Consider the following 24,471-nt stretch of genomic DNA (forward strand, 5'->3'; position numbering starts at 1 on the left):
CATTTCCTAGCAGATTCTAGGGAGTAGCTCACCTTGCGGATACTCCACATAGCTTTTCCCACCCCACGCATTTATCGACATCACTCGAGATTGTCTCTTATCTTCTACCTTGCGCGATACTCTCCCAATTACACAGGCTTTTTGACCCAATGGGTGTGCATACAAAGATTCTAAAACCTTTTTGCTTTCACTACTTGGCACAGCCATTACGCACACACCCTCATTTGCAAGGCTTAACGCGTCAAACCCGAGTATTTCGCACACGCCACGCACCTGCTCAAGTATTGGAATCGTATCTATTTGCACCTCTATTTCCACCATAGCCGCCCTGCTCCATTCATTCAGCACTGCCGCCAAGCCACCTCGTGTCGCATCACGCATTGTGTGAATCTCGCAACCTTTAAGCTGCTCCACAAGTGGATAGAGCTGCGCACAATCGCTTTGCAAATCACTTTGCAAGGCAATCTCATTGCGCTCACAAAATATCACTGCGCCGTGTGTCCCCACAGGCGCACTCACAATAATATCATCACCCTCTTGTATGCGTCCTATATGCCAATCCACGCCCTGCACTTCCCCAATAGCAGTGGTGTTAATATAGATTCTATCCGCATTACCCTTTGGCACAACCTTTGTATCACCAGATAGAATCTTTAAGCCTCCATTTATCGCTTCTGCGCGTATAGAATAGAGAATCTTCTCCAAATCTGCCACACTCAATCCCTCTTCTAAAATAAGTCCTAAGCTTAAATATCTAGGCTTTGCACCACGCATTGCCACATCATTGCTCGAGCCACACACGCTAAGTTTGCCAATATCGCCTCCGGGGAAAAAAATCGGGCTTACCACATAGCTATCTGTGCTTATAGCATACTGCTTACCCCCGCCAAAAATCCCCGCGTCCTCTCCGCCACACACGATAATTTCACCTAGAATCTTATACATCACCTCTTCGATAAGCGCATTAGATTCTACGCCACCACTGCCGTGAGATAGGCTAATATGCGTATTTTTCATTTATCCTCCTTGTGCTACATCAAAATTTTTGCATTCTTGCAAAAGTGCGTAGAGAAGCTGATTTTTTTGCTTACTCCAAAAGTCATAATCACACACGATAAAAAGTCGTTTTTTTGTGCGTGAAATCGCCACATTGAGCGCGTAAAGGGCGTGGGTTTGTCGTGAATCTGTCAAATAGTAATGCAAACTCACGGGAGAAAAAATCACATCATCAAATTCCTGCCCTTGTGAGCCGTGAATCGTGAAGATTCTATCGCGTGGAATCATTTGAGAGAGGGCTTTTCTCTGCTTTACAAAGGGTGTAATTACCGCATATTCCCGCTCTCCTAGCTGCGCACATAGACGCGCACAGGAGCGCACCTCATTCATACTTATATGTTTATCTACCTCGCTTTTGCTCCCACTATCGCACACAAAAAGTTCGATATGTGAATCTGTCCCCCTAAGCCCTATGTGATAAATATGCTTATCAAGCAAACGCGCGAGATTGTTACCATAGCGATGTGTTTTACTCAATGTGCTTAAAGCCATATCTTGCAAAGGAGGCATTGTGTGTCCCTGCTCGTTAAGCAATATAAGCCGCTCTAGCTGCTCTCCCTTACAAAAGCTCTCCAAAAAAAGCGCGGAGAGATTCCAAGTAGATGCGTTTTTGTTCTCCTCTTTTGCTATCTCACTTAGGGGCATTTCGCATACAGGAAAAAGCTGCTTATGGTCGCCAAAGAGTGCCAAAGGCGTATTATCCACACACAAAGCGCAGGTTTTAATGAGCGGTGCATAGGCACATTCATCTAAAAAAATATGATGGAACTGCAAGGGCAGACTTCCATATCGTTTTATGAAACCATCGAGCGTTACGCCCACCACGAGTGCATTTTTAAGGCGGCTTGTCAGTGAATCTTCAAAATTAAATAAATCCACGCCCTTATTTTGCTTCAAAATATTGGGGTCGCAAGTCTGCGGATAGTCGTTCATATACTGCATTGTGGGCGTTCCTAACCGCAAAATCATACTGCGTTCAAATCCCAGCTCATCAAACTGCCGAATAAGACTCTTTAGCACCTGCTCAAGCGCATTATTTGTTACCGCTACGACTGCCACTTTTTTATCAAGCTTGATATAATGCAAAAGTGCTTCAAAAAGCACTGCTTGAGTTTTACCTGTGCCCGGCGGTCCCCACACATAACTTAAAGGGCTATTTAGCACTTGATTAAGAGCTGCATTTTGCTCCTCACTTAGTCGCTCAATATGAGGAGTGAGGCAAGTTGCGATAGAATTTGGTAAGCCCACGCACTCCCCATTTGTTTCAAAAAAATCAATAATATTTTTTACTAAAAACTTCAAATCGCTAAAAAGTCTCAAGGGCTTTTTTTCTTTCTCTGCTTTTTTTAGAATCTTTGTCATCTTTTCGCTTAGATTCAAATAGAGTATTTTTTGCTTTTTATCATAAGATTCAAGCATTATCTCGCTATCTTCGCCTATCATATATAGATTTTGTTCGCATTCTAAAAGCAAAGCTGCACTAAGCTTCACATCCATATCGCCCACATTATACCTAAGTGTCAAAATAAGCTCACAATCCGTGCATTCATAGTGCCTAATGCTAATCTCGCTTAAACCCAAATCATTCGCACACAAATAATCATAATAAATATGCGCAGCGTTTAGAAGTATGTGCTTAATATCGCTCATTATGACCTTACACCATATTTATAATACGCCGCACACGCCCCCTCGCTACTTACCATACAGCTACCTAGCGGATTGCTTGGCGTGCAGGCTTTGCCAAAGACTTTGCAATCATAGGGTTTTGCTACACCTCGCAAAATATCGCCGCAACGACAGGCTTTATTATCAGGGATTGGCTCTTTACTTAAAATATCGCTAAAAATTCTCTCCGCATCAAATGCAGCATACTCATCTCTAAGCCTCAAAGCCGAGTTTGCAATATTTCCAAGCCCTCGCCATTTAAAACTTTCTCTCGTTTGAAAATACTTCTCCACCATCGCTTGAGCTTTAAGATTCCCCTCCATTGTAACTACGCGCTTATATTGAATCTCAAGCACATTTTGTTTGTTTATGGCTTGATTTGTAAGCATATAAATGCTTTCCATTATATCCACAGGCTCAAAGCCACTCACAACAATGGGTAGATGATAATCGCGCACCAAATCTTCATAGATTTTCGCCCCACTTATCACACTCACGTGCGAAGGCGCGATAAGGGCATTCACGGCACATTGTTTAGAATCAAAAATCGCCCTAAGAGGCGACGGCACAAGCACGTGATTAATATGAAAAAACACATTTGTAAGCCCCAAGTCAAGCACTCTTTCTATGAGTGCGGCAGTCATAGGCGTAGTTGTCTCAAAGCCAATAGCAAAAAACACCACACGCTTTGTGGGATTTTCCTTTGCAATCTCAAGCACCTGCATAGGCGAGTAGAGAAAGCGCACATCAGCTCCCTGCGCCCTTGCATCAGCGAGACTTCCATTGCTGCCGGGCACTTTTATCATATCGCCAAGGGTAAGCAAAATCACATCTTTTTGCATTGCAATTTCATAGGCTTGGTTGATTCTATTTTTTGGCATTACGCACACAGGACAGCCCGGTCCGTGGATAAAGTCAATATTTGGTGGTAACACATTCTCTAGCCCATAACGCATAATGCTATGCGTATGTCCGCCGCATACTTCCATAATATGCAAGGGATATTCTAAAGATGTGGCAAGATTTTTTATCGCTTTTGCATAGGCTAAAATCACCTCTTCATCGCGGAAGTTTTCAATTAAATTGAATGCTTTTTTGCGTTTTAGCATTATATACCCCCCCCCCCCAGAGAATCTAGGGCATTTTGTGGCAACATCAGCCGTTTTTTATGCCAAAGCAAATATATCTTCTTTTTTAGTTGAAAAAGTAGTCTTGAAAATTCCCGCACGATTTTAAAATGAAATGGCACTTTACCCCAACGTTCCCCTATCGTGGTAGGCATAGCCACTTCGCGCAATATAGGCTTGATACACACGATAGGCACATTATGGATATAAAACATATCCATATAATCATCTACTGGGCGATACCAACTTTGTGCTAATTGTATAAAAGCTTGTGCGGCGGTGGGCGTGAGATAGTAGCCCTGCGTCCCCGCAACATTTTCAAAAGTGATATAAAACTCCTTACCCAAAAACATCAAATGCGAATGAGCTTTAGAATACATCAATCGCACATATACATACTCACTCTGTGCCACACGCGTAATTTCGCTAAAAAACTCCTCCTCCAACTCCACATCATCTTCTATTACCACAATAGGTTCATTGAGTTCTACACACTTTTGCCACAGGCTATAATGACTTGCAAAACACGCCCTCTCTCCTGCGCTTAATTCTTTGCCGCGAAAAAGGAGGCTTCTTATTTTAGAGTATTGTTTAAAAGATAAATGCTCGTCTTTTTGTGCGTCAATGGCTTCAAAAAATATCACTTCAAAGCCCTTTTTTGCGCCCTCACTTGCGCTATCAAACTGCCTTTGCATAAACTCCTTGCGCTCTTTAGCGCGTTTAAGATTCACAATAAAAATTTTCATCTAGCACCCTCTGCCTCTTATCAATGCCTTATCCATTTGCGTTTAAAATCTCCTCGTCTTCCTCACGCATAGATTCTAGAATCTGCTCATACAGCTTTAAACTCTCTCTCGCGCTCTCCTCATCAATCTTGCTCATCGCATAGCCGATATGCAGCAGCACCCAATCGCCAATATCTGCCTTTTCATCAAGCAAATCCAAGCTTGCCTCGCGTTTGACACCTAATGTATCTACAACTGCCATATTATTTTCTTTCAACTCTATAACTTTAGAGGGGATAGCCAAACACATAGAATCTCCTTAAAATTGATGTTGTGATTGATAATTTTGTGCGCGTTTTTGCACGATAAAATCCCTTAATACTTCAATACTGCCCTTATCTTTAGAGCTTGTCAAAAATAATGGCATATCTGCCTTAAGACGCGCTAAATCCGCCTTGACACGTTCAATGCTAAATTGAAAATGCTCCATTATATCCGCCTTGCTTATAATCACCGCGTCAGCACACATAAACATAGTAGGATATTTCAGCACTTTATCATCGCCTTCAGGTGTGGAGAGTAGCACGAGATTAAGAGCCGCTCCTAAATCATAACTCGCCGGACACACGAGATTGCCTACATTTTCTATAAAGAGATAATCCATTTGCGTAATGTCGCATTGCTTTTGTAGCTCACAAAGGGCAGATTCTATCATTGAGGCTTCTAAATGACACGCTTCGCCGGTGGTGATTTGATACGCGCTCACGCCTTTATCTTGCAGTCGTGCCGCATCGCGATTAGTCTGCAAATCCCCCTCTAAAACGGCAAATCTAAAATCCCCAAACGCGCTTAAAGATTCTAAAAGTGTGGTTTTGCCACTGCCGGGCGAACTCATTAGATTTATCACATACACGCCCAAATCCGCATATTGTGCGCGTAATTCTGCGGCTTTTTTATCGTTTTTGGAGAGAATCTTTTGCGCGATTTGAACCGATTTTGTATTTAAATTTGGATTATTATGTAGTCGCTCATCACGCGCATATGCGCTATTTTCCTGCATTTTTGCTCCTTTTAGATTCTAATGTCCCAAAGACTGCTTGTCCAAAACTTATATTGCTATCATTGCAAGGCAGCTGTGTGTGCATAAAAAAGGGAATTTTATGCGCATTAAACAAAGTGTGGATTCTATCACAAAGAAACTTATTTTGAAACACACCACCGCTAAAATACACTTGAAGCGGTGCTTGTGCCTCCTCTATACCCTCTTTTGCAAGAGTAAGCGCAATATGGGCTAATGTCTCCAAAAAGCGACAGGCTTTTTTCTCCCGTGCCTCCTTGTCTGTAAGGATAGATTCTATAATGCCTTTCAAGCACACGCACCCATTTTCTAAGGAAAAGGCATAAGGTTTAGGCATTGTTTTGTCCCTAACATACTCTAACGCGCAAGATTCTATTAATGCGCCACTCTGTCCCTCGTAAGTTTGAATCTGCAAAAGCCCGAGCAAAAATCCCACCGCGTCAAATATCCTCCCAACCGAGCTTGTAAGCGGATAAGTCCTACTCCTATACGCGCCCTGCAAAAGCCCTAATTCCTCGCTAGAAAAATGCCTATGCAGTATGTCCTGTGCCTGTGGAGATGTAAATAAATCATAGTGTATAAGCAAACTAAGCGCGATTTTACCAATGTCTTTTATTGCACCCTCGCCGCCCAAAAGCGCGTATTCGTCAAAATGCCATAAGCGGCGCATACTCCCCGCATATGAATCTGCCTCATACAAGAAGCACTCGCCACCCCAAATACGCCTATCCTCGCCAAGCCCTGTGCCGTCCCATATAATGCCAAGCGCGTTTTTATCTAATGCCCGCGCCTCGCCCAAAATCGCGTAAAAATGCGCCTTATGATGTGCCAAAGCATAGCAACTCGCTTTGAGGCTTCGTGCCTTTTGCGTGGAAACATAGTGCGGGTGCAAGTCGCACACAACTATTTGAGGCGTTTGCTTATACAAAGTGTTGAAAAACGCGCTTACAGATTCATAGCGCATAATAGAATCTACACTCTCCAAATCCCCGATATATGGGCTAATATTCGCTCTATGCCTATTAAGGAAGCAAATGCTTGATTTTTGCTGTGCGCCCACGCCTACAACTAAAGTGTGAGATTCTGTAATGTTAGAATCCATATATTTTGTAGAATCCCCCGCCTCGTGCGATTCTAAATCCTGTGCGCCAGAATGTGTGTAGAGTAAATCAAGCGGGGCATAACCTCGCGCTAGACGCAAGATTCTCATCTCTCCCGCCATAAGACGCACGATACTATCATCACTTGGGTTATGTATCGCGCGATTGTAGCTTAGCACCAAATCGGCTATGGCATTGCGTTTGCAAAGCTTCTCTATAAGCTCTCTTGTCTTAGCGATGATTGGCTCACCGGAGAGATTTGCGCTCGTAAAAATAATAGGAGATTCTAACTCATCAAAAAGCAAGTGCATAATGCCATTATAGGGCAAAATCGCCCCCAAAGTCTTAAGATGTGGCGCGATGATATCTAGGGCTCTTTCATCAATAACCCCACCCGCGCGGCAATGTCGCTCAAGTAGCACAATAGGTGCTTGTGGGGAAAGGAGGGATTCTTGCTCTTGGGCTGAAATATCACTCAAAGATTCAATATCGCTTATGCTCTTAAACATCACCGCAAAGGGCTTGTGAGGGCGATTTTTCCTTTTGCGTAAAGTCGCTATCGCCTCTTTATTATTTGCGTCCGTGATGAGATTAAACCCGCCAACACCCTTTATAGCAACGATTTTCCCCGCCTTAATCGCACTTGCCACCGCCCTAATCATCTCATAATCATTTATAGAATCTGCGCTTATTTGCGTACCTTGGCTATCAAAGAGCATAAGTTGTATCGCGCAAGTGTTGCAAGAAATGGGCTGCGCGTGGAATCTACGATTAAGCGAATTGCGATAATCTGCCTCACATTTCGCGCATAGGGCAAAATCACGCATAGTCGTATGAATCCTATCATAAGGTAGGGCGTTAATGATACTATACCGCGCCCCGCAATCTGTGCAAGTTGTGAAAGCATAGCGATAGAATCTCCCCTGTGTGCGTATATCTGCGAGGCAAGATTCACAAATACGCATATCTTGTGGAAGCAGTATAGGCACAAATGTCTTATTGGCGTGAGATTCTCTAATCTCAAAAACATCGCTTAGGCTTTGCTTCTGGCTTATTGGCGTGATGATATGCTTCACAATCCTTGCATTTGGCGGGGGAGAAGAGAGAATATGTGCTACAAAGGCGTCTAGCTGCTCTTTTGTGCCAACTTCAAGTAAAATAAAAAGCCTATCATATTGGTTTTGCACATAGCCCTTTAATCCCATTGTATGCGCGAGGCGATATACAAATGGGCGAAAACCCACGCCTTGTATAATGCCAAAAAGTTCTATTGCGTATGTATTTTTCATATACAAAGTATAGCACCTCTTCTCAAATTAAACATCTAAAAATTGGCAAGGACTTTTATTTATCAATATTCTATGCTACAATAAGCGCAATGCAAATTAAAATCTGCTCTTAGATTCTATTATTTCTTAGCAAGAGAGGCTTTTATGCAAGGGAATCCTGCACCGACACTGGATAAACATCGCGTTATCTCCATAGCACTTTTAAATCAATATATCAACATTGATTCGCTTAAAACTTTAAGTCTGCGCTTGAAGCAAAGATTTGCATATTTTGAGATTCTATTATTAAATCCCCATTTTGAGCCCACAGCACAATCTCCAAAAAATAAAAAATATGCTAAAAAGGAAAATATTATTACCCCCCCCCCCCGAAGCACATACCGCAATTTTAAATAAGGTTGAAGATTCTAAAAATCCCGCAAAAAATAAAAATTCTAGTATAGAGGCACTTCTTAGCTCTGTTGCAAATGTGCGGATTTTAGAGATTGTCTCTCCTGTTGGAAGTTATGAGAATCTAGGCTCATTGCAATATGAGATTTTTTTGCAAAATTGCATTGGCGATTATTTGCTCTTTATGGATTTATCAAGTGATAGTATTGATGACTGCCTTGCTATGCTTACGCTTTCAACGCACTATGATATGGTAATTGCCACAAGAAAAGTCAAGCCTCAAAGCCTTATGCAAAAAATAGGTTCAAAGCTTTTTTACAAAACACTTGCGCTCTTTGGCGAGGGAGCAAGAGAGGATTATAGTGAATTTTGTGTTATTTCACGCAAGGTTATCCACACGCTTTTATCAAATCACCACGATATTAAACTTTTAAGATTATTGCATTTTGATTCAACGCTCAATATTTATGAATATCCCTATACGCCATCATACGCGCCAAAAAGAAAATTTTTAGATTCACTCTTTCTTGGGCTTGATATTATCTTTGGAGAATCTTACAAACTTCTAAGGCTTGGCACTTGTATGTGTCTGCTCCTTGCTTGTGGAAACGCATTCTATGCACTTTATATCTTATGTGCTTATTTCTTTACTCCTACTATTGCAAGTGGCTGGGCTTCTACTTCGCTATATATGGTAACTATGAATATTGGCTTATTTTTAATGCTTTCAATCATTGGCGAATATGTGCGTATTGTACTTTTAAAGCTTAAAAATGCAATGCCTTATGAAATTATAGATGAAAAAAGCTCTGTCGTGCTTGATTTTCAAGAAAAAAACATACAAAAGGTGCTGTAAATGAAAGAATCTCAAAATGCAATTTTAAACATCATCATTCCTGTGTTAAATGAAGAAAAGCGATTGCAAAATGGCATACAAAAAGCCATTTGTTTTTTAAGAGCGGAAAAAATCCCCCATATCCTAAGTATCGTAGATAATGGCTCAACAGATTCTACACCACAACTCGCAAAGACATTATGCGAGAATCTTAACGCCGAGATAAGCCCTGTATTTTCTCACATAGAATATTTGCGCTTAGAGGAAAAAGGCGTTGGTTTAGCTCTAAGATGTGCGATACATCACAATGCTACAAGGAGTGAGCCTTGTGCTTTTATTGGCTATATGGATTTAGATTTATCAACAGATTTATATCATTTAAAAGAAGTGTATGAAAATTTATGCAATGGAGTAGAGATTATTGTCGGCTCTAGGCTTTTGCGAGATTCTCAAGTGATTGGGCGAAGCTTGAGAAGAGAAATACTCTCAAGGGGGCTAAATTTTATTTTAAAAATTACTCTAGAAACAACATTTAGCGATGCAATGTGTGGCTTTAAATTTTATCAATCCTCCATTGCTGAAAAAATCAAAGACTTATGCAGTGATGATAAAAGCTGGTTTTATTGCGCACAAATGCTTATCATCGCACAATATCAAGGTTTGTCAATCACTGAAATTGCAGTGAAATGGGAAGATGAGGTAACAGAATCTAAAGTCAAAATCTTTTCACTCTCACGCATTTATTTAAGAGAAATTTGGCGTTTATATAAACTTTTACGCATAAATAAGGAGTAAGTATGCAAAAGGCAGTATTGATAGGCAGAGGCTATTGGGGCAAAATTTTGCATTCATACATACAAAAACATTATGAAATTTGTGGCATTTTTGGCAGTAATACGAAAAAGCAGATTCTCAAACAAGCATTAGATAATGCAGAATCTGCATTTATTGCTACACCACTTGCTTCACATTTTGCCCTTGCAAAACTCGCCTTAGAACATCACTGCAATGTCTTTGTTGAAAAGCCAAGCTGTGCCACACAAGATGAATTTAACACTTTGCAATCACTCTCACAAGCACATAATAAGATTTTCTTTACAGATTATATTTATACATTTTCACAATCTATCCTCTATGCCTTGCAGATTTTGCAAGATTCCAAAGCCAACATACAATCCATTGAAGCCACAATTACACAATATGGTAATTTCTATGAAAATGAGAGTGTGCTAGAAGTCATCGGCGTGCATTATTTGAGCGTGTTTGCCTTTATGCAAGAGCTTGGTTTATTAGAAAATATTTGTGTGAAAGAGTGCAAGTTTTTAGATTCTAAAAAACAAAGTGCGCTTTTAAAACTTCACGCATTGCAAGAAAATAAGCAGATTCCATTAAGCCTTTATTGCTCATTGCTTTCAAATGAGAAAAAGCGGATTTTAAGCATTCAAACGCAGGATTTTACGCTCCATATTGATATGCTTTCACACAATCCCTTGCAAATACATAGCACAAAACAAACACCTTTGCAGGATACAATATTACCAATTTTTGATGAGGGCAATAATCTTAACTTTGCGCTTAAAAATTTTAAGGACATATGCGAAAAGAGACACGATTATACAAAGCACTTAAATTTCTCTCAAACAACGCTCAATCTACTCACACAAGCCCATAATAAAACTACTTGAAAGCCACACAATGCCAAAACACAATAAGTATGATTGCATTATTATCGGTGGCGGATTCTTTGGTGCATATATTGCGCTCTATCTTAAGCAAAAGTTTCAATCTATTTTAATCCTTGAGCAAGAAAAAGATTTGCTTACACACGCAAGTATCAATAATCAAGCTCGCGTGCATAATGGCTACCACTACCCGCGTAGCCTTAGCACAGCCATAAGCAGTTCGCGCCATTTTCACACTTTTTGCAAGGATTTTAAAGAAGCTATCAAAGATGATTTTCACAAATATTATGCGATTGCAAGTATTGGCTCAAAAACTTCTAGCACACAATTTTATAGACTTTTTAAGCAATTTAATATCTATATACAATCCGCCCCTACGCATATTAAAGCAATGTTTAATCCTAGCCTTATAAGCGATGTATTTTGTGTGCGTGAATACGCTTTTGATGCTGCTATCTTACGCACAATGCTAAGAGATAATCTTAATTGCAAACATATAGAAATAGCCACAAACACTCAATCTCTTTGTGTGAAAGAGGACAAAAAGGGTTTATGCGTTGCTATTGCCCCATATACAGAGCAAAATCAAACACAGCAAACAGATTCTAGAACTTTATACGCGCCTTTGATATTAAACTGCACTTATGCTGGGATAAATAGCTTACTCAAACGCTCACATTTGCCATTATTGCCGCTCAAATACGAAATGACAGAAATGGCTTTGGTGGATATACCTCCTGCGCTTAAAGATATGGCTATAACCACTATGGACGGGGCATTTTTATCTCTTATGCCTTACCCACCAAAGCAATGCTACACCCTAAGCCACGTGCGATATACGCCGCATTTTGCTTGGCAGGATTATAATGTTATGCAGCCTCATAATCCCTATGCAATACTTCATACTTTTAAGCAAAATGCAAGAAGCAATTTTCCGCTTATGTTGGCTGATTGCAAACGCTATATGCCACTCTTAGAATCTTTAGAATACAAAGATTCACTTTATGAGATAAAAACCTTGCAGATTCAAAACGAAATTGATGATGGCAGACCTATTATGTTTGCAAAGGATTATGGGTTAAAAGGCTTTTGCACGATTATGGGCGGTAAGATTGATAATATCTATGAGATTCTTGAGCTACTTGCAGCAGAATTTGGTACTTCAAACATCGCCTAAGCTATCCTATTATTCCTATTCTATGCTAGAATGTTGCCAAAAATATAAGGAGTTATAATGCAAGAAGCCGGAATTGAGCTTATGAAAAATACAAAAAGTGTGCGCGATATTGATGTAGGGGGCAAAAGAGTGCTTGTGCGTGTGGATTTTAATGTGCCAATGGATGAGGATTTTGATATTTCAGATGATACGCGTATCCGCGAGGCACTGCCAACTATCAATTACTGCATTGACAATGGTGCGCAAAATATCGTGCTTGTGAGCCATTTGGGGCGTCCTAAAGGGCGCAGTGCGGAATTTTCACTTAAACACGTGCTTAAACGCGTGGAGCGACTTTTGGGGCGAGACATAGCTTTTGCAGAAACGATAGAAAATGTAGAATCTTTGCAGCAACAAGGCGAAAGTGGTGCGGTAATTTTGCTTGAAAATATTAGATTCTACGAGGGAGAGGAAAAAAATGATGATGAACTCTCTGCGAAACTCGCCTCACTCTGTGATGTATATGTCAATGACGCCTTTGGGACAAGTCATAGGGCGCATTCAAGCACTTGTGGTATTGCTAAATATGCTAAAGAGCGCGTGGCGGGACTGCTGCTTAAAAAAGAAATAGATTCATTTGCTAAAGCTATGGCAAATCCGCTCAAACCCGTGCTACTCATTGTTGGTGGGAGTAAGGTGAGCTCAAAACTTGCTCTTTTGCATAATATTCTCAATGTTGTGGATAAAATCATTATCGGCGGTGCGATGAGTAATACATTCCTCAAAGCACGGGGCTTTGATATGCAAAAATCCCTCGTGGAAGATGATTTGGTAGGCGATGCACGAAAAATACTTGATAAAGCAAAAGAAGGAAAGGTAAAAATCTATCTGCCCGTAGATGTGGTAAGCACCGATGATATAAAAGAACATTGTCATATTAAAATCACTCCCGCACAAGATATTCCGGAGGGCTTTATGGCGGTGGATATGGGACCTGCGACAAGCAAACTCTTTAGCGAAGTGGTGCGGGATTCGCAAACGATTATTTGGAATGGACCTTTAGGAATCTATGAGATTCAAGCTTTCTCGCGTGGGACATTTAACCTCGCTCACGCAGTGAGTGATACTTATGCCTTTAGCCTTATTGGTGGGGGCGATACAGCCGATGCGATAGATAAAGCAGGAGAGCGGGACAATATGAGCTTTATCTCCACAGGTGGTGGGGCGAGTTTGGAGCTACTAGAGGGCAAGATTCTCCCGGCGTTTGAAGTGCTAGAGCGCAAATAATCTCGCGCAAGGCAATATTTTAGATTCTAAATAGGGGCGGAGCGCACAAACTACAAAGCATAAACAATGTATAGGGCATAAAGCAAACACAACAAAAGGCGTGAAATGGATAAAAAAGCTGTCATTAGCATTGTGTATATAGCAATCGCAACGCTTTCAAGTGTGTATATCCCGCAACCGCTTTTGCCCCTTTTAGCAGAGGAATTTCATACTTCTACACAAAGTGCTTCAGCCATTATCTCAATTACGCTTTTGCCTATGGCGTTTGCGCCGCTTTTTTATGGATATTTTTTAGAAAACAATCAGCCTAAACTCATTCTTGCATTGTCTTTGTTTGTCGCGGGAGGGTTTCAAATCCTCCTTGCGTGGTGTGATAATTTGCAGCTTTTTTTATGCTTGCGCTTTATACAATCACTCTTTTTCCCCGCTATCCTTACTACGCTTTTAACCATTCTCACGCGCCTACAAAGCTCCTCCTTGCAATTTAATGTCAGTATTTATATCGCCTCCACAATTGCTGGGGGCTTAGTTGGCAGAATGGGCGGGGCATATCTCACCGAAATATTTTCGTGGCAAATATGCTTTGTCATTCTTGGCATATCTTTGATTTTGGGAGGGTTTTTTACACTCATTTGGATTAGCACAACACAGCAGATTCTTTCAAAAATCTCTTTCAAACAAATGCTTCCTTTTCTCACAAATAAAACTTCGCTTATTATCTTAGGGAGCGTTTTTGTGATGTTTTTTAGCTTTCAGGCTGCGCTCAACACGCTTCCTTTTCACGCTAAAGATATATTTCCACACATTAGCCAAAATGAAATTGGATGCTTGTATTTGGGATATAGCATAGGGATTGTAGTCTCTCTCCTTGCTGGTTTTATCACAAAAATATGCGGTGGCAAGGAAAAAACAATCTTTCTCGCTCTCAATCTTTTTGCATTAGGATTATGTGTATTCCTTATAGATTCTATGATGTGGGTGTATGTAGGAATGTTTGTAATGTGCTTTGGCTCTTTCATCGCGCATTCTGTGCTTAATGCACTTAATAGCTCCCTTAGTCCGCACCACAAAGGCGTTTTAAGCGGCTTGTATTTAAGCTTCTACTACACAGGCGGCGCACTTGGCTCTTATCTTTCATCTTTTATTTTTGAAAAATGTGGTTGGCAGATTCTCATCATATTCCTTGCCCTACTTTTAAGCTTCACTTCAATCATTTTTTACACGCATACAAAAAAGGCAAAATATGTTTTTTGATATGCTTTTTGACGCGCTCAATGCCACCACACCGGAGCAAAAACGCGCACGATTAAACGCATTTGCCACGCGCTACAAAGATACCTTAGAATCTGTGAGCGTTTTAGAATCCGCAAATATTTTAGAATCTAGTCATATCTTAAAACATCATACTGCGCATTCTCATAGCAGCACAAAATCCGCCAAAGAGCTAGATTCTCACATTTTAGAATCTAGCTTAGAATCTTTTGCATTTTTAAATGATACAAACGCCCCTATCTATCCGCTTCAAAGCCCATCTTACGCGGGATTTTGCACCATTACCCACCCTACAAAAATCCGCCGCCCAAAGCATATTAAGAGTGAGCAAAGCCTCGCTAAAGTCCTGCATTCTATCGTGCATATTGAATATAGCGCGATTGATTTAGCCCTTGATGCGATGTATCGCTTTCGGGGATTGCCGCCCTCTTATTATTATGATTGGCTTATGGTGGCACTTGAGGAGGAGCTACACTTCCGCCTACTGCGCGAGTGCCTCAATGGATTAGGTTATGAATATGGCGATTTTGCGGTGCATAGCCAACTTTTTGACGCGCAAAAGGCGACTTTGAGGGTAGATGAGCGAATGGCACTCCTGCATAGAGGGCTAGAGGCAAATGGGCTTGATGCAAATCCTTTTGTCGTCCGCAAAGTGCGCGAGTTTGAGCATACACTCACTGAAAAATTGCTTGAGAGTTTGGATATTATCCTGCACGATGAAATTTCGCACGTCAAAAAGGGCGATAAATGGTGGCGATACACTTCAGATTCTAGCTCGGCACAGGACTTTGCGACACTTTTGAGACGCTTTAAGCAACTAGGCGCAATGCCACGAATGATGAATATCCAAGCACGACTTCAAGCTGGATACACACTTGATGAATTAAAGGCATTGCAAAATATCTTGCCCCAATAAGCGCGAATGCTAAGATTCTAAACTTGCCCTAACTGCGTTATCTTTATCTAAGATTCTAAATCTTTAAAAAAATCTAATGTTCTCCCTATTACCTTATCCATATCATAGTAGCGATATTCTCCCAAACGCCCGATAAAATGCACATTTTTAAGCTCTTTTGCCTTACGCGCGTAGGCTTCATAAAGTGCTTGATTTGCCTCATTTGGCACAGGATAATACCGCTCATCGCCCTTGCTCCACGCCTTAGGGTATTCAAAGCTCACAATACTATGAGGCGTTTTAGAATTTAAAAAGTATTTATATTCGCCAATGCGCGTGTAATCATAATTATTTGGATAATTGATAACTGCCCCACTTTGAAAATGTTTTCTTTCAAAACGCACAAAATCAAAATGCAAGCTCCTATAAGGCAACTCGCCTAATTCATAGCCAAAAAACTCATCAATCGCCCCACTATAAAAAACCCTCTCGCATTCAATACAATCTTTTATATCTTTATAATCACACTCAAGTTTAAGTGTAATAAGCGGGTTTTCAATCATTTTTTCACACATTTTGGTATAACCCTCCATAGGGATTCCTTGAAATGTATCTTGAAAATATCTATTATCGCGACTAATGCTTACAGGCACACGCTCAAACACACTAGGGTCTAGCTCTTTGGGGGTGCATTGCCATTGCTTCAAAGTATAATGCAAAAAGATTTTTTCATAAATAAAATCACTTAAAAACTTCAATTCTGGCACTTTTTGTAGTTCCAAAATAGATACTTTGCTCCCATAGGTAAATTTATCTAAAAGCGTAGATTCTATATCTTGTGCTATTTTTGCAGGAAATGCCATATACAAAGAATTAAGATTAAAAGGCACAGGCACAAACTGCCCATCTACAAAGGCTTTGACTTCGTGCATATAAGGATAGAATCTGCTAAATTTATTTAAATAATGCCATACTTTTTTATCGTTAGTATGAAAAATATGTGTGCCGTATTTATGCACCAAAATGCCCTCCTCATCATAATCATAGACATTTCCACCGATATGATTGCGCCTATCTATAAGTAGCACAGATTCTCCCCTCACATTTGCCAAACGCTCCGCAAGTGTCAGCCCTGCTAATCCCGCTCCCACAATACAATTTTTTACTTTCATTTTCGCTCCTTTTACAAATAATCACTGCCATTGCTATATAAAGTTTTGCCAAAGATTCTAATTACACTCCCTTTTTTACTTAATCTTAGGCGGAAAATACCCCTTATATCACATATCCTCCAAGTATTCAAACGATGAAGCCAAAGTGGGATACATAAGATATAGCGCATTTGCTTATAGTGTGTTTGATTATAAAATGCCGCTTTTGGGTAATGGCTTATACCCAAATCACGCAATGCCCTTTTTAAAGCTACAAATAATTGATAATGCGCCTCTTTAGAATATAAAGTATGCAAATGCCATAAGCAAAAACTTAAAGTCCAATTCATAAAGCTTCTTTGCACTGATGAAAAAATCCCCATTTTTATAAGTGAATCTTGCCATTTTGATACAGAGGATAAAAACAAAGTTGGGTTCTTATCCCTACTGCTTTCTAGAGAAGTGCTATGCTTACGATGAGTGAAAAGCATTTTTTCACACACGCTTATAGAATCTGCTCTTACTAATGAGCTAAAAGTAAAAAGTAAATCATCGCTGGGTGATTTAATAGATTCAAAACGCAAGTTGTGAGATTCTATAAAAGCACGATTATAAAGCTTATCCCACGCCCACCCGACACAAAATCCAAACACATAATCACCCAAATCTTTATAATCAAATCTCTCTTTTTGCGGGAGCAAGTCTAAACGCAAAGCCCAATCCATAGGCACTATATTGCCATCTTGGCTTAACTCCTCGCTTTGAGCTATAACTATTTGCGCTTGTGTCTGTAATGCTCTTTGCACTAAAGATTCTATGGCAAAAGGACGCATATAATCATCGGAATCAAAAATTAAAACCCACTCTCCTTTTGCTCTATCTAATCCTGTATTTCGTGCTGCACCTCCGCCTTGATTCTCTTGCTCTAAATAAATGATTCTGCAATCTCTTTTTGCATACTCTTGCACGATTTGCCCACTTTTATCGGTGCTGCCATCATTCACACAGATGATTTCTAAGTTTGTATAACTTTGATTGATGATAGAATCTAAACACTGCGACACATACGCCTCCACATTATAGATTGGGATTATCACTGATGCTAAGGGCTTATCTTGCATTTACGCCCCCTATCCTCCCGAGTGAGCCACCATTGAGGAAAATATAGAGGGAATAAAGCAAATAAGGAACTACATTATACCCCCCCCCCCGCGAGTGATTTTGGTATCTGCAAATCTCTCAAAAAGCCTGATACCAAAGATTCTAATCACACTATATTCTTTAAAAAGTCGCACACGAAAATAGTATTTGAAATTTTGTTTATAAATTCTAAAAATCAGCGCAAAAAGTTGCAAAGGCGAGGTTAAAAGATAATTAAAATAGCTAAGCCTTTGGTGTATGCGCTCAAATTCTAAAGTGAGAGCTTGAGGCATATCTTTATTTTGCAAGACAAAAATTTCATTATCTTTAGCCGATAAAATCGCATTAAGCATACAAAGAGATTCAATACTGCCTTGTCCCTCACATATACTCTCTGTAAGATTCGTAGCAATAATATGCGCGCGCTCAAGCGTGAGGTTATAAAGTTTATCTAGCCGATGTGTTTGAGCGAGAATAAGCACATCAAGCAAACCTTTGTTTTGGTCTCTCCAATGCGTTTTGCTCCAAGCAAGAAATGACTTTTGATGTCCTATGCGATAGCAGTAAGTAACCTCCGAAAGCGCATAGAATCTTTGTGCGGCTATCATTGCTTTGACAAAAAATACAGGGTCTTCATAGCGTGTGTAATGAGGATAAAAAATATCTGCTTTTAATAAAAATAATCTATTATACAAAAAACGATGAAAGCCAAAATCAAATTGATAATCTTTATATTCTATAAAGCCATTATGTGAAAAAGTATAGCCATACAGAATACTTGGAAAATCTGTGCTTATTTCTCCATTAAAATAATCGCTAAAGCAACCTCCACATATCAATGCTTGATGTTGTTGCGCTGCGTTATAGAGATTCGCAAGTGTTTTATTTGAGGGATAAAAATCATCAGGGTCAATAAAACACACAAACTCACCTTTTGCACGATTGAGAGCCTCATTTCTAGCACTTGCCACACCTGCATTAGCCTTATGAATCGCCACTATACGCGAATCTTCCTTAGCATACCCCTCCAAAATCTCGCCACTTTTATCGGTGCTGCCATCATTTATGCAAATAATTTCTATTTCACGCAAACTTTGATTTATCACAGAATCTAAGCATTCTCTCAAATATTTTTCTACATTATAGATTGGGATTATCACAGATACGAGGGGTTTCTCTTGAGTCTTAACATCTTGCATTACTATCCTTTAAGTTTCTAAAATGAGCCAAAAATACACCAAGTAGCACAAAAAGAAAAAGTTGTCCATCGCGCACAGGAAAACAATCAAAAACATTTGCTACAACCAAGCCCAAAAGAGCCAAGCCTATGCTTCCCATAAAGAGTTGCTGTATATTTACATTGGAGCGAAAATCAATTTTTGCCTTATAAAGTGCGTAGAAAAAATATCCCACAAATAAGCTAAATCCTATAAAGCCTACAAGTCCTAGCTCAAAAAAGATTGATGAAGGGTAGTTATGATTATGCGCGTGAGCGGATATAAAAGTATCCTCATAAGGAGTAAGCGAAAAGGGGTGATTGATAGAATCGAGTGGAAAAATCTGCTGAATATTAAAAGGAAATTGATGAAAATGGTAGCCATTAGGACGCAATGGATTATCAGCTATGGCAAGGAGCGTGGATTTAAGCTTAGAGATTCTATCGAGTGCCGAGTATTCCATTGTGATGTCTGCTTGTTTGTCTAAAGAATGCACAGAACATTGCGTTTGCTTACCTTTTAAGCAATATGTTCCTGCAAATTGCCCCATTTCCGCGGGAGGTGTGTGCCATACCTGCATAAAATTATTGACTATCTTATGAAAATTAAATCTATCCTGCCACGAGGAGCTAAAATGATACAGGGCAAAAGCACTTAAACAAAGCGTAAGCAATAAGCTAAAAAAAGTTATTTTTTTGCGCTTATAGGTAAAAAATACCAAAGGTGCGCACATCATAGTGATAAGTGCCAAAGCCCCAAATCTCCCGCCATTACACACAAAGGCGTAGATTCCTAAAAGTGTAAATATGCCAAAGATGTATTTTGCAAACCCCCTTGTTTTTAAAAAGCCCACATAAGCAAAGCTAAAGGCAAAGAGTAAATAAAAGCTATATCCCGTAGCAGGGATATGATAATGGGGTAATTTCGCACGATAGCCGAGATTCCCACCTCCATTGGCATAAAAATCATAAATTGTAACCAAAGGGTGATAGAAAACAACACAGCAGAGTAAAAGAAAAAATATCCTCTGTTGGCTTTGCTTCAAGGAAAGTGTAAATAAAAAACTCATTATCATAAAAAGACTAGGTTCAAGGAGATACCAACGAATAAGCTTCTTTGTCTCTGACACATTTACCGCAAAAAAAAGCGAGATATATGCCATTATCACAACAATAGCCATAAAGCTAAGAGGCAAGATAAGGGTTTTGATAGATTTCAAATCTCGCCAAAAACAAAGCAGATACATACCAAATGCGACATACAGCAAATTAATGGGGATTTTGATATGTATATAGCTATAAGAAAATGGCACAATAGCTAAAGTAACCACCACAAGTAGCATACACAGCCATAGGACAATTTCACCGAGATGAAAACGCGCTATTTTCACATCTGCAAGATTGCAAAGCTTATGCAAAAAGTGCGTATTTTTCTGTGAAGTATATTGACTTAAAGCATTTTGCTCTAAATTATCTTGTGGAGTATTTTTCTGTGAGATCCTAGAATCCATTTAGCTCTCCCTTGCCTCTTTGAACTCTGTCACACATTTAGGATTTAGCCTCACCTAGATATTTCTTTATCACTCGTAATTTACATACATAAAATCGCTTCACATCGCCATCTTGAGCCCAACCAAACCATCTTTTTTTTGCTCTAAATTTAAAAAAGACTAAGGGTAGTTCTTTTATTTTAAGATTCTCTTGTGTTTTTTTATAAGCAATCCATACATTAAATAATCTCTCCGCTAAAAAGCCAAAAATTCTTGCCTGATAACTATCATAATTTTTATAAGCACTCAAAGGCTCAATAGCAAACAAAACATCAAATAACCATTCGCAATATTCAAAATATAATGCCTTTTTCATAATATACATATTTGCTATATACCAAAACAAAGGCTTTTTGTGGAGTGTATCGAGTGCAATTTGATACATCTGTGGATATTTTGAAGCGATATACTCTAGCGCTAAATCCATATCTTTTATATAATGCACCTCATCATATAATTCATAGAGTGATAAATGTTGTGCTCTTTGCTTATCATCGTGGTCAATAACCAAAGTTGGAAGCACTATATCATAACCCTTTAGAGACTCAATAATATTTTGAGGATTAAGCCCATATTGTTGATAAAAATCACTAAAAAAACCTCTTATGGAATCATAATAATATTTTTGTGTTCTAGGCATATCAAAATGAGTAGAATCTCTAAAATCGAACACTCTACGATAATGAAAAAGTCCATAATAATCTGCTTCAAGATTCTTCCACGCCCAATACATTGCGGTGAGTTCGCAAAAGTAGGGATTAAGGCTGCTGATATGCTCTCCACTATTATCATACAAAAGTGGCACATTTGCCTTATCACACAAAGTTTTCAAACCGCCTATGGTGTATTCACTCGCATTTGCTGCACCGAGCAGAATTGGCTGTAAGACATCATTGCCAATAATAGGGCTTACCTTGTGATAACATACGAGAATCTTTATATTCATACTTCATTCCCTTTATCAAATTCTTGTTTAAACTTTTGAGGCTGTGGAGTAGCAGGGGGGAGGGGCGAAAGAGATTTTTTATATATACGGATAAATAAAAAATAATACCGCTCACAATCTGGCGCACTGACTTTGCCAAAAAACTTACTTTGCTTGTTATAAAGAAGCTTACTTTTTACTTCAAGCACATTCAATTTACGCGTTTTCAACTGATAGGCAAGCCACACGTTAAAAAGCCACTCACTTAAAAATCCAAAGACTCTCGCTTCGTGTGCATCATAAGATTTATAATCAATTTGCTCTTGCAAAGCAAAAAGCACATCAAAGAGCCACTCACAATATTCAAAAAATATCTCTTTACGCCATATTGCCATATTCCAATAGCATATTTTCGCACCATTTGTAAAAAGTGCCTGCGTAATAGAATCTCCCATAAATGGATAAGTTTCTTTAATATAGGCAATCGCTTTATCTAAATCTTTTATGTTATGCCCTCCTTTCGCAAAATTTTCATACGCATTTATATCTTGGTGTAAAGGCAAGGGCTTGGGAATAACTATATCAATATGATGTGTTTGCAAATACGAAGTAATAAAGGTAGATTCAAGATGATATTTAGCGATAACACGACTTTGAGGAATAAAGGCTGATTTAAGGCGAGAAAAAAATGTATTTGGTGCGAAATCAAACACTCTCCGATAATGAAAAAGTCCATAATAATCTGCTTCAAGATTCTTCCACGCCCAATACATTGCGGTGAGTTCGCAAAAGTAAGGGTTGAGTGAGGAGATTTCTTTATTTAAGCTATGAGTGCCCCCCCCCCGATAACACAATCGTCTCTAAGAAGTTCTACGCCCTGCTTAGCACAAGCAGATTCTAAAGATTCTAGTGTGGTTTGGTCTGCTTGTGCCGCACCTACCAAAATTGGTTGCAACACTTCATTTGCAATAATTGGGCTTATCTTATGATAGCAGACAAGAATTTTTACTCTTGGAGATAATGGCATAACTTTCCCTAAAATATGGATTTACAAAAGCTAAGATTATAGACAAATTTGTCTTAATATTATTTTATACCTCAATCTTTTCCACCAAATGCAGATTAAAGCCACTAAGGGCATTATACTCACCTTTGTTTGCACTACAAGAGCTAAGAAGCACAAAATCTTCAATACCTAATCTTTTAAGAATCTGCGCACCAATACCAAAGTCTTTCATATCGCCACAGGCTTTAGATATATGCAGGGAATGAGTATTTAAAACTATCAAATAGCCGCCTTGTTCTTTTAAATATTCAATGCTTTTAAGAAGCGCATTCCATTCTTCTGTATTTTCTAGCAATTCCAAATCACTGCGCATATTATGGAATCTAATAAGCGGCTTTGTCTTATGCGGAGTAGAGGTAGAAAATGCAAAGGCAATATGCTCGCGCTCTAAATGGTCTATAAAGGTGATTTTTTCACACGCTACGCCCATAAATACTGCATTTTTACGAGAAGTCTCACGCAGGAGATTTTCAAAATTAAGGCGATAATGGATAATATCGGATACATAGAGAATCTTAAGATTATGCAAAGAGGCAAAATCAAGCAAAAATTTATCCCCGCGCCCTGCCATTGTGCCGTCTTTTTTCATAATCTCACAAATTACGCTAATGGGTGCAACTCCTGCAAGGCGGCAAATATCTACACTTGCCTCTGTATGTCCTGTGCGCACAAGCACTCCTCCCTCTTTAGCAATAAGCGGAAAAATATGTCCGGGACGCACAAAATCACTTGGTTTTGCGTTACTCTCACACATAAGTCTAATAGTCATATCGCGTTCATAGGCTGAAATACCCGTCTTGGCTTCTTTTGCGTCAATAGAAATCGTAAAAGCTGTTTCGTGATTGCTATCGTTTTTTTGCACCATTGGGGGCAAGTCAAGTTTTTTGGCAAGCCCTTGTGTGATGGATACGCAAATAAGCCCTCGTGCTTCTTGCGCCATAAAGTTGATTTTTTGAGGAGTGGAAAAAATACCTGCCATTACCAAATCGCCCTCATTCTCCCTATCCTCATCGTCCATAATAATAATCATCTCACCTTTTTTAATCGCCTCTATAGCTTCTTTCACGCGTTGTTGATACATTTTTAACCTTTGCATTGCTTTTGGGGCAAATTATATAAAAACAAAATAAATTTCTTTTAGAATCTCTATATTTTAAAAATTGAAGTTAAGGAGATGATGAGAATCTAAAAAGAGATTCTCATCGTTAATATAATATGTGAAACGAAAATGTAAGGAGGCTTAAGCAAGTGTAGCTTTCAGCATCCAAATAGCTTTTTGCAACTCACCTACTTTATCATCAGCATATCCCTGTGTTACATTATCTCCAGCTTTTTCAGCCTCACTTGAAAGATTTTCAAACGCTTTAAGGAAATATTCATAATCAGCAAGGATAGCTTTTAAAACATCTTTTGAAGTAAAACTTGTTTTGCTCTCCTCTTTAATTTTTGCAGCTTTAAGCATATCTGCAAGTGTTACATAGGGCTTTTCACCAATTTGCAATACGCGCTCTGCAACATCATCAAACACATCAGCAAAATTTTCATAAATCTCTTCAGTAGCCTTATGCGTAGGGTGAAAGTCCATACCCTTAACATTCCAATGAAAATTATGCACTTTGACATAAAACACTGCCGCATCAGCTTGAATTTGTTTTAATGTTTCTACAACTTTACTCATAGCTCAATCCTTTATTTTAAAATTTTCCCCGAAGTCTCCAAATATTTTGTATGACTTGTTAAGGAATGTTCGCATTTTAAACCATACAAGTAACTTCTAGGCAAATATTTCATTTTATTTTTCATAAATTATACGCCCCTATCCCTTGACAAATACATACAAAACTCATTATAATTACGCCTCAA

General features: G+C 39.2%; 24 protein-coding genes. 8 read left to right on the forward strand and 16 right to left on the reverse strand.

The annotated features are described in order from the left end of the window. Positions 1-6: 6 nt before the first annotated feature. The 7 genes from hypE to LS67_RS08635 are packed head-to-tail and all read right to left on the reverse strand — an operon-like array spanning position 7 to position 8,043. A complete protein-coding gene (gene hypE, locus LS67_RS08605) occupies positions 7-1,017 on the reverse strand; it encodes a hydrogenase expression/formation protein HypE (protein WP_034327680.1) in 1,011 nt (336 codons plus the stop codon). Further along, positions 1,018-2,706: an AAA domain-containing protein gene (locus LS67_RS08610; RefSeq protein WP_138109696.1), complete on the reverse strand. Its 1,689-nt coding sequence runs from the start codon at positions 2,704-2,706 to the stop codon at positions 1,018-1,020. Beyond that, on the reverse strand, positions 2,706-3,833 hold the full coding sequence (gene hypD / locus LS67_RS08615; protein ID WP_034328353.1) for a hydrogenase formation protein HypD: 1,128 nt from the start codon (positions 3,831-3,833) through the stop codon (positions 2,706-2,708). The genes LS67_RS08610 and hypD overlap by 1 nt, the downstream gene beginning before the upstream one ends. Then, entirely contained in the window at positions 3,833-4,597 is a 765-nt protein-coding gene (locus tag LS67_RS08620; protein ID WP_064504552.1) for a glycosyltransferase family 25 protein, read from the reverse strand. The genes hypD and LS67_RS08620 overlap by 1 nt, the downstream gene beginning before the upstream one ends. Positions 4,598-4,625: 28 nt before the next feature. Further along, positions 4,626-4,886 (reverse strand): HypC/HybG/HupF family hydrogenase formation chaperone, encoded by a 261-nt coding sequence (locus LS67_RS08625; RefSeq protein WP_034328351.1) that lies wholly within the window; start codon positions 4,884-4,886, stop codon positions 4,626-4,628. A 9-nt stretch (positions 4,887-4,895) separates the two neighbouring features. Next, positions 4,896-5,636, reverse strand: a complete 741-nt coding sequence (hypB, locus tag LS67_RS08630) for a hydrogenase nickel incorporation protein HypB (RefSeq protein WP_034328350.1) — start codon at positions 5,634-5,636, stop codon at positions 4,896-4,898. Next, the gene (locus tag LS67_RS08635; protein WP_052099916.1) at positions 5,623-8,043 is read right to left on the reverse strand and encodes a carbamoyltransferase HypF; all 2,421 of its coding nucleotides are present in this window, start codon (positions 8,041-8,043) and stop codon (positions 5,623-5,625) included. Before LS67_RS08635 ends, hypB begins: the two co-directional genes overlap by 14 nt. A gap of 144 nt (positions 8,044-8,187) precedes the next feature. Between LS67_RS08635 and LS67_RS08640 the strand changes: the two genes are divergently transcribed. The 8 genes from LS67_RS08640 (at position 8,188) to LS67_RS08675 (ending at position 15,581) form a co-directional block, all read left to right on the forward strand. Beyond that, positions 8,188-8,439, forward strand: coding sequence for a hypothetical protein (locus tag LS67_RS08640; RefSeq protein ID WP_138109698.1), 252 nt, complete (start codon positions 8,188-8,190; stop codon positions 8,437-8,439). Next, on the forward strand, positions 8,378-9,289 hold the full coding sequence (locus tag LS67_RS08645) for a hypothetical protein (RefSeq protein WP_236096380.1): 912 nt from the start codon (positions 8,378-8,380) through the stop codon (positions 9,287-9,289). The genes LS67_RS08640 and LS67_RS08645 overlap by 62 nt, the downstream gene beginning before the upstream one ends. Further along, positions 9,290-10,063, forward strand: a complete 774-nt coding sequence (locus LS67_RS08650) for a glycosyltransferase (protein ID WP_081953953.1) — start codon at positions 9,290-9,292, stop codon at positions 10,061-10,063. It abuts the gene before it with no gap. A gap of 2 nt (positions 10,064-10,065) precedes the next feature. After that, the gene (locus LS67_RS08655) at positions 10,066-10,953 is read left to right on the forward strand and encodes a Gfo/Idh/MocA family protein (protein ID WP_034328423.1); all 888 of its coding nucleotides are present in this window, start codon (positions 10,066-10,068) and stop codon (positions 10,951-10,953) included. A 10-nt stretch (positions 10,954-10,963) separates the two neighbouring features. Next, the gene (locus LS67_RS08660) at positions 10,964-12,127 is read left to right on the forward strand and encodes an FAD-dependent oxidoreductase (RefSeq protein ID WP_034328424.1); all 1,164 of its coding nucleotides are present in this window, start codon (positions 10,964-10,966) and stop codon (positions 12,125-12,127) included. Positions 12,128-12,184: 57 nt separating this feature from the next. Beyond that, positions 12,185-13,393 carry a phosphoglycerate kinase gene (locus LS67_RS08665; protein ID WP_034342458.1) on the forward strand — a complete coding sequence of 403 codons (1,209 nt, stop codon included), beginning with the start codon at positions 12,185-12,187 and terminating at the stop codon, positions 13,391-13,393. A 105-nt stretch (positions 13,394-13,498) separates the two neighbouring features. Beyond that, positions 13,499-14,647: an MFS transporter gene (locus tag LS67_RS08670; RefSeq protein ID WP_034327429.1), complete on the forward strand. Its 1,149-nt coding sequence runs from the start codon at positions 13,499-13,501 to the stop codon at positions 14,645-14,647. Next, positions 14,637-15,581: a ferritin-like domain-containing protein gene (locus tag LS67_RS08675; RefSeq protein WP_236096381.1), complete on the forward strand. Its 945-nt coding sequence runs from the start codon at positions 14,637-14,639 to the stop codon at positions 15,579-15,581. The genes LS67_RS08670 and LS67_RS08675 overlap by 11 nt, the downstream gene beginning before the upstream one ends. Before the next feature lie 47 nt (positions 15,582-15,628). Here the strand turns inward: LS67_RS08675 and glf are convergent, their stop codons facing one another. The 9 genes from glf to LS67_RS08720 form a co-directional block, all read right to left on the reverse strand. After that, positions 15,629-16,732: a UDP-galactopyranose mutase gene (gene glf, locus LS67_RS08680; RefSeq protein WP_034327431.1), complete on the reverse strand. Its 1,104-nt coding sequence runs from the start codon at positions 16,730-16,732 to the stop codon at positions 15,629-15,631. A gap of 11 nt (positions 16,733-16,743) precedes the next feature. Further along, positions 16,744-17,832: a glycosyltransferase family 2 protein gene (locus tag LS67_RS08685; RefSeq protein ID WP_052099882.1), complete on the reverse strand. Its 1,089-nt coding sequence runs from the start codon at positions 17,830-17,832 to the stop codon at positions 16,744-16,746. A 69-nt stretch (positions 17,833-17,901) separates the two neighbouring features. Then, positions 17,902-19,050, reverse strand: coding sequence for a glycosyltransferase family 2 protein (locus LS67_RS08690; RefSeq protein WP_052099883.1), 1,149 nt, complete (start codon positions 19,048-19,050; stop codon positions 17,902-17,904). Beyond that, on the reverse strand, positions 19,037-20,578 hold the full coding sequence (locus LS67_RS08695) for an O-antigen ligase family protein (protein ID WP_052099884.1): 1,542 nt from the start codon (positions 20,576-20,578) through the stop codon (positions 19,037-19,039). Before LS67_RS08695 ends, LS67_RS08690 begins: the two co-directional genes overlap by 14 nt. A 37-nt stretch (positions 20,579-20,615) precedes the next feature. Further along, a complete protein-coding gene (locus LS67_RS08700) occupies positions 20,616-21,563 on the reverse strand; it encodes a DUF4422 domain-containing protein (RefSeq protein WP_034327433.1) in 948 nt (315 codons plus the stop codon). Continuing rightward, positions 21,560-22,396 (reverse strand): DUF4422 domain-containing protein, encoded by an 837-nt coding sequence (locus LS67_RS08705; RefSeq protein WP_081953930.1) that lies wholly within the window; start codon positions 22,394-22,396, stop codon positions 21,560-21,562. Before LS67_RS08705 ends, LS67_RS08700 begins: the two co-directional genes overlap by 4 nt. Further along, on the reverse strand, positions 22,363-22,569 hold the full coding sequence (locus tag LS67_RS08710) for a hypothetical protein (RefSeq protein WP_052099885.1): 207 nt from the start codon (positions 22,567-22,569) through the stop codon (positions 22,363-22,365). Before LS67_RS08710 ends, LS67_RS08705 begins: the two co-directional genes overlap by 34 nt. Before the next feature lie 64 nt (positions 22,570-22,633). Beyond that, positions 22,634-23,689: a bifunctional 3,4-dihydroxy-2-butanone 4-phosphate synthase/GTP cyclohydrolase II gene (locus LS67_RS08715; protein WP_034327435.1), complete on the reverse strand. Its 1,056-nt coding sequence runs from the start codon at positions 23,687-23,689 to the stop codon at positions 22,634-22,636. A 159-nt stretch (positions 23,690-23,848) separates the two neighbouring features. After that, positions 23,849-24,286, reverse strand: coding sequence for a Dps family protein (locus LS67_RS08720; protein WP_034327437.1), 438 nt, complete (start codon positions 24,284-24,286; stop codon positions 23,849-23,851). Positions 24,287-24,471 lie beyond the last annotated feature (185 nt).

Origin of the sequence: Helicobacter sp. MIT 03-1616, assembly GCF_000765685.2 — a bacterium.
Taxonomy (GTDB): domain Bacteria; phylum Campylobacterota; class Campylobacteria; order Campylobacterales; family Helicobacteraceae; genus Helicobacter_C; species Helicobacter_C typhlonius.